Origin of the sequence: uncultured Alloprevotella sp. (genome assembly GCF_963536905.1) — a bacterium.
Classification (GTDB): Bacteria; Bacteroidota; Bacteroidia; order Bacteroidales; family Bacteroidaceae; genus Alloprevotella.
In genome coordinates, this window is record NZ_CAUTBW010000011.1 from 47,998 (window position 1) to 57,857 (window position 9,860).

The following is a 9,860-nucleotide window of genomic DNA, read 5'->3' on the forward strand; positions in this document are numbered from 1 at the left end:
TTTTAGTTTTATACAAATACGAACGTAATGACACGCATTGCAGTTGTTATTCTGAATTGGAATGGGGCGGCCATGATGCAGAAGTTTCTTCCTTCAGTGATACAGAATAGTGAAGAAGCCGAAGTGATTGTAGCTGACAATGGTTCGACAGATGATTCTGTTGAAATGTTGAAGCAGAAGTTTCCCTCCGTCCGACTCATTCTCTTGGACAAAAACTATGGTTTTGCAGAAGGTTATGATAAAGCCTTAGAGCAGGTGGAAGCTGAATACTATCTGCTGCTAAATTCAGACGTGGAAGTCACGCCGAATTGGTTGCAACCGTTGTTGAACTATATGGATAAGCATCCTGAAGTGGCCGCTTGTCAGCCTAAATTGTTGGCCGAACGTGAGCGCGATAGTTTTGAATATGCTGGTGCCTCGGGTGGTTTTATCGATAAATATGGTTACCCTTTCTGCCGCGGCCGTCTTTTTGCTGATGTCGAGAAAGATAATGGACAGTATGATGATATAACCTCCATCTTTTGGGCTACTGGAGCAGCGTTGATGGTGCGCAGTGTTGATTGGCACGAAGTAGGTGGGCTGGATGCGCGCTTCTTTGCCCACATGGAAGAGATTGATTTCTGCTGGCGTTTGCGTAGTCGCGGTCGAGGCCTTGTGTGTGTGCCCGAGAGCGTTGTTTATCATGTTGGTGGTGGAACGCTCAATGCTGGTCATCCGCGTAAAACTTTTCTCAATTTCCGCAATAACTTGCTGATGCTTTATAAGAATTTGCCTGAAGTAGAGCTGAAGCCTGTCATGCGAATAAGGGCTATTCTTGATTATGTGGCAGCTGCAAAAATGCTACTTACCGATGGTTGGAAACACGCCAAAGCTGTTTATGATGCGCGCTGTGAGTTTCACCGGCTGAAATCTGATTTTTACCCATCTCGCCAAGAAAATTTGGCAAAAGCCATTCAGGTAAAGGGGAATACTAATCCCTTTCCCGAGCGCATTCCTCAAAGCCTTTTGTGGCTCTATTATGCGAAGGGAAAGAAGAAGTTTAGTGATATTTTTCCGAAAGTTCGCTCCTAAATTTCTTATCATTCATTCTTAGTAAATAAAGTATGGAAAAATCTTCTCCCGCATTATATCTGATTCCCTGCACCTTAGGTGCAACCCCCATAGAACAAGTGCTTCCTGCCTACAACAAGGAAGTGATTCTCAGTATTCGCCATTTCATTGTGGAGGAAATCCGCACCGCTCGCCGCTTTCTCAAACAGGTGGATCGCGAGATAAATATCGATGAACTGCACTTCTATCCCATGGGAAAGCACGCAGAAATTGATAGATTTGCTTCTTATTTAGCTCCGTTGCGCAAGGGAGAAAGCGTAGGTGTTATCAGCGAAGCGGGTTGCCCTGCTGTGGCCGATCCTGGTGCAGATATTGTAGCCATTGCTCAGCGTGAAGGGCTCCGTGTCGTCCCGCTTGTTGGTCCTTCGAGTATCATCTTGGCCGTTATGGCCAGCGGTTTCAATGGGCAGAGTTTTGCTTTTCATGGCTATCTGCCTATAGATCCTTCCGAGCGCCAAAAGAAGTTGAAGCATCTGGAGGAGGTTTCGCGGCGTGAGCATCAAACGCAGCTGTTCATCGAAACGCCTTATCGCAACAAAAAGATGTTCGATGATCTTCTCCGTGCCTGTTCACCAACAACCCGACTCTGCTTGGCAGCGGGCATAACAACAGAGCAGGAATGGATAAAGACACAGACGCTCAAGCAGTGGAAACAGAGTGGACTTCCCGAACTGGCGAAAATTCCTGCTATCTTTGCAATCTATGCGCGGTAGGCTCGTGCATATCTTTTTATTTACTACATGCACACAATTTAGAAATGGAAGATATATTGGTATCTAAGCACGTATTGGATATGAGCCAATACGCAGGAAAAGGAAAATGGAAAGGAGTAGTCATCGTGTGGACTGTTGTTATCTCCATACTTCTTGCAACGCGTTTCTCTTTTATCCAAACAGAAATTACCGATTTTGCGATTTCTGTTTGTGGTGTCCAAGGAGGCACTAAAAATGTAAATTTTCTTATCAATGAGTTTTGGGTTGCGCTTATACCTCTGGCCATTGGCACTTTCATTTTGTGGCGGAGAAAGCAATCTTTCTCTGAAATTCGCATCTACGAAAATAGTATTGGCTTTGTGCTGTTGGACGGGAAAGAGCACCGAGTGCGCCACGAGCAAGTGTATGTTCACTATGGGAAGTATCAAAAAACTTTCTGGATAGAGTGTGCCGCTCTGGGTATCTCTAATTATTATTACTATTGGGATGATTTTTCTAATTCCGAAGTACTTTGCGATAATTTGCTGCGCTATGCAAATTGGAATATGAATAAGTATCAAAAACAATAGTCGTTTTTTATGAAATGGCTGAATTGACCTTTTACTATTATATCTAAAAAAAACAAGAGAGATAGCCTTGTAAGGAAATCTCTCTTGTTCGTTTGTGTTCGTTCTACGGGGTTATTTCTTAGCGAATAAAGAGCAACTCACGGTATTTGGGGAGAGGCCACGTCTCGTCCTCAACGATAAGTTCGAGTTTATCGATGTGATAGCGGATATTATCGAAGAAAGGTTCTATCTTGTCATGATAGATAATGGCCTTTTCGCGTTCACTCTCAATTTTGTTTGCCTTTTTGCGTTCTTCCACCATCAAGTCGACATTCTCAGCAATGAAGTTGAGGTGTTTGTTGATTTTCTCAATCAAATCAACATTATAGGCGCAAAGTTCCTTAGCGCGATCAGCTGGGAATGTCTGCTGTATTTTGTAGACATTATCAACGAGAGCACTTTGGTATTTTGTAGCTACAGGAATGATATGATTGAGGCAAAGGTCGCCAAGAACACGCGCTTCAATCTGGAGTTTCTTATAGTAAGTTTCCCATTTGATTTCGTTGCGCGCCTTGAGTTCGTGGAGATTCATGACATTCATGGATTCAAACATTTGAACGGTAGCATCGTCCAGGTAGCGATCAAAAATGAGAGGGCAACTTGTTTCGCAATCGAGTCCACGTTCTTTAGCTTCTTTCTTCCACTCTTCGCTATAGCCATTGCCGCTAAAGCGAATAGCTTTGCACTCTTTGATGTCCTCACGAAGAACGTCAAGAATCGCACTAACTGTGCTATCGCCTCTCTCAATCAAGGCATCTACACGCTGTTTGAAGAGAGTGAGAGCTTCAGCCACCGCAGTGTTCAGCACAATGAGTGCGCTAGCGCAGTTGGCACTTGAGCCTACAGCACGGAACTCAAAGCGATTTCCCGTGAAGGCAAAAGGTGAGGTGCGGTTACGATCCGTAGAGTCGATCATGAGTTCGGGAATCTGAGGAACATCTAGGCGGAGTCCGTGTTTTCCTTCAAGCGTAAAGAATTCATCTTTGGAGGAAACTTCGATGTGGTCGAGCAAGTCATCAATCTGTTGTCCGAGGAAAGAAGAAATAATGGCTGGAGGAGCTTCGTTAGCGCCTAGCCGATGAGCGTTCGTGGCACTCATAATAGAGGCTTTGAGTAATCCGTTGTGACGGTAAACACCCATAATCGATTCAACCACAAAAACAGCAAAGCGCAAATTTTCTTCAGACGTTTTGCCTGGTGCGTGGAGCAATACGCCAGTGTCAGTAGTGAGTGACCAGTTTTCGTGTTTACCCGAACCATTAACGCCATTGAACGGTTTTTCGTGGAGCAAACAATGGAAGCCGTGCTTGCGCGCAACACGTTTCATCAGCGACATGAGCAACATGTTGTGATCCACAGCCAAGTTACATTCCTCATAGATGGGAGCCAATTCAAACTGGTTAGGGGCAACTTCGTTGTGACGTGTTTTGCAAGGAATACCGAGTTCAAGAGCTTGGATTTCTAAATCCTTCATGAATGCCGCCACACGCTCGGGAATAGAACCAAAGTAGTGGTCGTCCATCTGTTGGTTTTTTGCAGAGTCGTGCCCCATTAAAGTACGGCCCGTCAATAGGAGATCAGGACGAGCTCCATAGAGATCTTCATCTACCAAGAAGTATTCTTGCTCCCAGCCCAAGTTGGTTGTAACTTTTTTTACTTCAGGATAGAAATATTGAGCAACACCTGTCGCAGCTTGATCAAGTGCGGCAAGAGATTTCTTCAAAGGCACCTTATAGTCGAGAGCCTCTCCCGTGTAGGCAATAAATACCGTGGGAATCATCAGTGTGTCGCCAATGATAAAAACAGGAGAAGAAGGATCCCACGCTGAATAACCGCGGGCTTCGAAGGTGGAGCGAATACCACCGCTAGGGAATGAAGAGGCATCAGGCTCTTGCTGGACAAGAGCTTTACCGCTAAATTCTTCAATCATACCTCCTTTTCCATCATGCTCAACAAAGGAGTCGTGCTTCTCTGCTGTTCCTTCGGTGAGTGGCTGAAACCAGTGGGTGCAGTGGGTTGCACCCATTTCCATTGCCCAACGTTTCATTCCCTGCGCAATAGAATCGGCCACATTGAGGTTGAGCGGAGTGCCTTGCTCAATGGCTTCACAGTAGCGTTTGAACGTTTCTTGAGGGAGATAGTGAAACATCTTCTCTCGATTGAAGACGTACTTAGCGTAGTATTCTGATGGTCGCTCCTTGGGAGCTACAACTTCTACGGGGACTTTCTTAAAAGCGTCTTCAACGACTCTGAATCTTAAACTCATATTGTATTGTTTGTTACGAGATACTTTCTAAATATAGAGGAGGTTTTATAAAACCATTTATTTCTGTCTGGGTTCTGCTATCTGTAAATAAGTGTCCCCCAAAACTCCAAGGAGAGATGGGGGACTATCATTATGGTTATTGTACATAAGCTATCATGGCACTATTGAACGTACTGACAGCAGAGCAAGCTATACAGCTACATCCTTCGTTAGAAACTTCTGATAGATTTTTTGACGAGTTCAGCAAGCAAAACCATGCAGTTGTGTTGTACATGTTTGTTAATTCAATCTTATGAGCCATGAGCTAATTTGATTTTCGACTGCAAATATAAGATGAATTTTAGGTAAGAAGAAAACCTTCCGACAAAAAGCCATCATTGAGAGCTTCGAGAGAGGAAAGTTTGTACTTGGTATAGGCCATAAAAGTTGAACTTCTTATGAAATTATTACCTTTGCATTGGAAACCCCAAAAAAAGAACAGGAAAATGCAAATTGCTATAGTTGTTCCGTGTTATAACGAGGAGCCCGTTTTGTCTGCTACAAATGAGGTGCTGCTTTCTGTGTGTGAGAAATTAAAGGCAGATCAAGCAGTGGATACTCGTATTCTCTATGTTGATGACGGATCGAGTGATTCCACCTGGGATCTTATCGAAACCTATTCGCAAAAGAATAGACGTGTGGGCGGTTTGAAATTAGCGCATAATGTGGGGCACCAGCGTGCGCTATGGGCAGGACTGGATTGGGCAGCACATCATGCAGATGCGGCTATTTCTATTGATGCTGATTTGCAGGATGATGTTGAAGCTATTTATGAAATGGTTCAGCGTTTTCTTGAGGGAAAAGATATTGTTTATGGTGTTCGCCATGCTCGTAAAACTGACACATGGTTTAAGCGTACAACGGCACAAACATTTTATAAAATGGTGAGAGGGTTGGGAGGTGATGTACTCTATAATCATGCCGATTTCCGACTGATGAGTCGTCGTGCCCTCGAAGCTTTGTTAGAATATTCAGAGCGCAATCTCTTTCTTCGAGGTATGGTAAGAACCTTAGGATTTCAAACCGCGATAGTTCTCTACGACAGAAAGGAGCGTCAAGCCGGGGTATCGAAATATCCTCTTGGTAAGATGCTAAGCTTTGCTGTTGACGGGATAACATCTTTCTCTGTGCGCCCCCTGCGCTACATTACGTATCTCGGACTGATCTTTATGTTTATTTCTTTAGCGGCAATCATCTACGCCATTGTGGTTTATGCTGAAGGACGAACCATACAAGGCTGGACAAGTTTGCTTGTCTCTCTTTGGTTTATTGGCGGAGCCATTCTTGTAGCTCTTGGCGTGATAGGAGAGTATGTTGGAAAAATTTACTCTGAAGTGAAGCGTCGCCCACGTTATATTGTTGAGAAAACAATTTAGTGTAAAATTCTTCCTTAAATCAGAACAATTTTGTGCTGGGATAGGAAAAATATCTGTTAGAAAGAGAGGACGAAAATTTTGAAACTTTTCGATAGAAAAAGAAAGGGGTAGAACGAAAGTTCTACCCATTTCTCAATTTTGTATCTTATTGTTTGTTTACTTCACAATAATTTTTTTACCATTTATAATGTAGAGTCCAGCCTTTGTAGGTTGCAGAATACGACGACCTTGAAGATCGTAGACAACGTTCTCACGTTGGTTGTCAGTTCTCTCTACGTTGTTGATTCCCGTAGGAATATTGAATACACCAGTGTTGGCTGCTTCTCGCAAAGCTTCAACAAGCTTCTTGTTTGGTGTGATGCTGAAATTATCATACAGATTCCAATAAGTGCCATTTTTAGTGGAATTGCTGCTCTGCGTTAAAGCTGCACCATTTGCGGCTGTAGGATCTGCAGCCACGTTTTTACCTGTGGAGTAACGCGTTGACTGATCAACTGGCGTAAAGATAAATCCATATGTGCTCTTGCGCAGACGTACGTAAACAGGACTATCGCTCATGGAACTTTCAGAACCCACACTTCCTGCAGTAGGGTTAAGGAACTTTTGGGTTGCCATGTTGTAGATGAGGTACTGCTTTTTGCTATTTTTGTCCGTACCTACAATCAACCAACTTGCCGCAGGGTCAGCTAGTTCAAACTTCTGCTGATAGAGACTCAGAGGAACTTTTCCATCTGTCGGATTAGAAGCACGCAGAGTTGGATAATTTTGCCCCGCAATGTTCATCAGTGTTCCGTAGCCGTATGTATTCTCGATGATGTAAGCATTTTCTGCGTTTAAATTAAGATCGTTGAAGACTGGACCATATTTGGCCAATTTACCATGGAGAGAGAGTTCTGTAAGAGCATTCTGCATCTCATCGGCTGTGGCAGTTGTTAGGTTTGCATAGACATTGCCTAAATATGTCTCAACGTCTGCCTTAGAATAGTTGTTTAGTGTTCCTGCATTCTCGTAATACTTTTTCACAAGTGTTCGCAGAGCTTCGATACTCTTGGAGTAGAAGTTTACTTCAGCTAATGCCATGAAGTGTGAACCACCATTGCTGTAACCTTCAGTGAAGTAGAGACGAAGTAAGCTACCCGTGGGAAGAGAAAGAGGAGCGGAAAGTTGAATATTCTGAGAAGTGCCGTTTGTCAGAGTGTATGTACCTTGTGTGCTCCATGATGCGCCATTGTTTGACGATACCTGTACTTGCACTTTCTTAGCGAGATAGTTTGTAGAACTATGGCCACTGTGCGTAGTCAAAGCGATACGATCAAGCTCAATGTCTCCATCGTGAGAGAATGTGATGAAGTGAGGGTAATTGGAACTCTGACCAGAATACCAATCAGAATGCCAATAAGTGTCGAGCTTACCATCGAGAACGAGAGCAGCACGACCATTAGTGGCACCTTCGCCTACAGTTTCTTGAGAGTCGAAACCTTTAACTTTCCAGCCAGATTGGGGAGAAAGAATGGAAGCGTCTTCCAATGCTGTGTGCATGCGCTGAAGATCCTGCGTGCGAAGTGCTGGTTTCACGTTGCGTTCAATGAGTGTTGCCAGAGTTTCGTTGGAAGGGAGATAATCTCCTGGTTCAAGATAGTTGATTGAGAAAGAAGAACCATCGCCTTGCGGTTGATTCGGCTCTATATAGCCACCCGATTGCATCAAGATGGCCTGTTCTCCATCGTATGTAACATAGGTCTGGTGGCGATCATTACGTGCGCCTTTACTGTTTCCACCATCAGTGTGGCCAAACGAGAAGATATTACGATTGTACCAGTTACCTCCCTGCATAGAACGTGTAAAGACACGGCGATAGTAAGCTTGATGCTTAGCATTTCCTTGACTATTGTTTCCACGTGTGTATTCTTCAAGGAAAGCATTGAAACCTGAGCCAAAATAGAGCGTTTGTCCTGCCATGCGCTGTGAGGAGATATAGTGCCATTCGTTGTCTTCACCACGAACATTGTACCAAGCAGAAATGATGGTGTTTTCGTAGTTAGAGCCATCCTTGAGCTGAATCTGTTCGGGGCGAACATTCAGCAAGAAGCGCACCCATTTACCGGGCTTCCAATAATCGCCATTAAGGATGACATGGCAACCCGTTCCCTCTCCACCGAAGCGCTCTACAGTGGTGTTCTGCAGGGTGCTGTCGATACCGATAATACCGCTGCGCTTGTAAGCGGCCAAAGATGCGTCTGCGTCTGTATCACCATTATCCCAAGATGAGAAGATGACAGTGTGGTTCATTGCTCCGTTCTGCATCTTACCATTGTTCTGAATGCCGATGTAGCCATTCTTGAAACCAAAGGCTTCAACGTATGTGCCCAAATAGTCGGAAGTCTCAGGGATTTGCACTTCATCGTAAATCCAATCGAACACATCTCCCTCAGGCAAATTTGCGCTTGTTGAGCCAAAGCCGTTAAGGTGGAGTGAGGGGATACTACGCCAACTAGCCAAATAAACAGAATTTTCTCCGCTAACATTTGTAGATGAGATCGTAAAGTCGCTCATCGAAGTGTTTGCTGAAACTCCGCGCAAAATGAAGCGATACCAGCCTGCTGAAGGGGTGGTAAAAGTGAAGTTGCGCGCATTGTTGTGTGTGCTGACGTCAACTTCTGTGTTCATATTGCGAACATCCACTGTGCCGCTATTGTTCGACTTTACGGTGTACGTACCTTTGGGGAAACGGATGTACCATGCGGGGCAGAATCCCGCGCGAGGATACAAAGTACTATAAGCTACCTTGTCGGTGCTGTTGCCCTGTGTGTCGACAATGTATCCACCCGACGTTCCGCCAGGTGCTACACTGATTGTCCAGGTCGTCTGTGCTGATAGCGATAACACGCTAAGCACTATGGCGAAACTGAAAAGAAGTAATTTCTTCATTTTTTTAATAGTTAGATATAATAGTATTTACTTTTTGTTTAGTATGACAAAAGTACAAATATCTTTGGAAGTTCAAAATGAGAGATAAGGAAAAAGAGTTTTTTATAACAAAAATCCTAATAATGCAACTATGTAGATAACATACAAGCAGACAGAAATCTTCTTTTCTGTCTGCTTGTGTTCTGAGCAAGAGAAGCTGTTGCTAGCTAATCTTGTTTCATATTTTTCGTCTGGAACTCGTAGAGAAGAATGTTTTGGCGAGTGTCACAACTGCGATGATGGAAGTCGCGAATAGGCTCTAGTTGTATGTTTGGATTGAGACGACTAAAGGTTGCAATGTCGCGGTCGCCAATGAGGAGTAATCCCGAATGAACTTCAGGATTAAAAATTTGGATGCGGTTATGACAGTAGAAGTTGAGCGTGAAGAAATGTAGCATCTTATCCTTATCGTCCACAAAAGAATAGAGCGGTTTTTGCTTTGCATAGTTTTCCACTTCTGCTGCCAAGGGTTTGTCGGAGCGCGAACTCATCAGGGGCGGTAGCAAAAGAGCATCGAGCAAGAGGAAAATGAGTAGGGCATTATAAGCTACATTTTGAATGAGGCGTCCTAAAGGGAATAAAGAATAGTAGAGATAAATAGCGATGGCACACACAATGAGAAAAATGCTATTGGTGCTGCTCATGATTGAGTTGTCTGCCAATGCGTGGAGCATCGCGATGTTTTCAGTAGCATGTCGGCCGTGGAAAATATTATCGGGGATAAAGCCTGATTTGATAATAATCATACCAATGAATACAATTCCCACTATTGTAGAGATCG

General features: G+C 43.9%; 7 protein-coding genes. 4 read left to right on the top strand and 3 right to left on the bottom strand.

Features of this window, described 5'->3' with window-relative positions:
* Positions 1 to 27: 27 nt before the first annotated feature.
* From ABLA33_RS03255 to ABLA33_RS03265, 3 genes are read left to right on the top strand one after another with little or no spacing between them, the layout of a single operon-like run.
* The gene (locus ABLA33_RS03255; RefSeq protein WP_347719223.1) at positions 28 to 1,071 is read left to right on the top strand and encodes a glycosyltransferase family 2 protein; all 1,044 of its coding nucleotides are present in this window, start codon (positions 28 to 30) and stop codon (positions 1,069 to 1,071) included.
* Between the two features lie 32 nt (positions 1,072 to 1,103).
* Positions 1,104 to 1,823, top strand: coding sequence for an SAM-dependent methyltransferase (locus ABLA33_RS03260; protein WP_347719224.1), 720 nt, complete (start codon positions 1,104 to 1,106; stop codon positions 1,821 to 1,823).
* Between the two features lie 44 nt (positions 1,824 to 1,867).
* A complete protein-coding gene (locus ABLA33_RS03265) occupies positions 1,868 to 2,392 on the top strand; it encodes a hypothetical protein (RefSeq protein ID WP_347719225.1) in 525 nt (174 codons plus the stop codon).
* A gap of 118 nt (positions 2,393 to 2,510) precedes the next feature.
* Here the strand turns inward: ABLA33_RS03265 and ABLA33_RS03270 are convergent, their stop codons facing one another.
* The gene (locus ABLA33_RS03270) at positions 2,511 to 4,697 is read right to left on the bottom strand and encodes a glutamine synthetase III (protein ID WP_347719226.1); all 2,187 of its coding nucleotides are present in this window, start codon (positions 4,695 to 4,697) and stop codon (positions 2,511 to 2,513) included.
* A 485-nt stretch (positions 4,698 to 5,182) separates the two neighbouring features.
* Here ABLA33_RS03270 and ABLA33_RS03275 point away from each other — a divergent pair, with 485 nt between their 5' ends.
* Positions 5,183 to 6,112: a glycosyltransferase family 2 protein gene (locus ABLA33_RS03275; protein WP_311490922.1), complete on the top strand. Its 930-nt coding sequence runs from the start codon at positions 5,183 to 5,185 to the stop codon at positions 6,110 to 6,112.
* A gap of 156 nt (positions 6,113 to 6,268) precedes the next feature.
* Here ABLA33_RS03275 and ABLA33_RS03280 read toward each other — a convergent pair whose 3' ends face one another.
* Together ABLA33_RS03280 and ABLA33_RS03285 are read right to left on the bottom strand one after the other, a co-directional pair.
* Entirely contained in the window at positions 6,269 to 9,040 is a 2,772-nt protein-coding gene (locus ABLA33_RS03280; protein WP_347719227.1) for a DUF5077 domain-containing protein, read from the bottom strand.
* Between the two features lie 206 nt (positions 9,041 to 9,246).
* A partial coding sequence (locus ABLA33_RS03285; protein WP_347719228.1) for a hypothetical protein occupies positions 9,247 to 9,860 on the bottom strand: 614 nt, incomplete at its 5' end.

What these genes read in the sequence shown, in the direction of transcription:
- ABLA33_RS03255 (WP_347719223.1), top strand. Translation starts at nt 28, where the DNA reads ATGACACGCATTGCAGTTGTTATTCTGAATTGGAATGGGGCGGCCATG.
- ABLA33_RS03260 (WP_347719224.1), top strand. Translation starts at nt 1,104, where the DNA reads ATGGAAAAATCTTCTCCCGCATTATATCTGATTCCCTGCACCTTAGGT.
- ABLA33_RS03265 (WP_347719225.1), top strand. Translation starts at nt 1,868, where the DNA reads ATGGAAGATATATTGGTATCTAAGCACGTATTGGATATGAGCCAATAC.
- ABLA33_RS03270 (WP_347719226.1), bottom strand. Translation starts at nt 4,697, where the DNA reads ATGAGTTTAAGATTCAGAGTCGTTGAAGACGCTTTTAAGAAAGTCCCC.
- ABLA33_RS03275 (WP_311490922.1), top strand. Translation starts at nt 5,183, where the DNA reads ATGCAAATTGCTATAGTTGTTCCGTGTTATAACGAGGAGCCCGTTTTG.
- ABLA33_RS03280 (WP_347719227.1), bottom strand. Translation starts at nt 9,040, where the DNA reads ATGAAGAAATTACTTCTTTTCAGTTTCGCCATAGTGCTTAGCGTGTTA.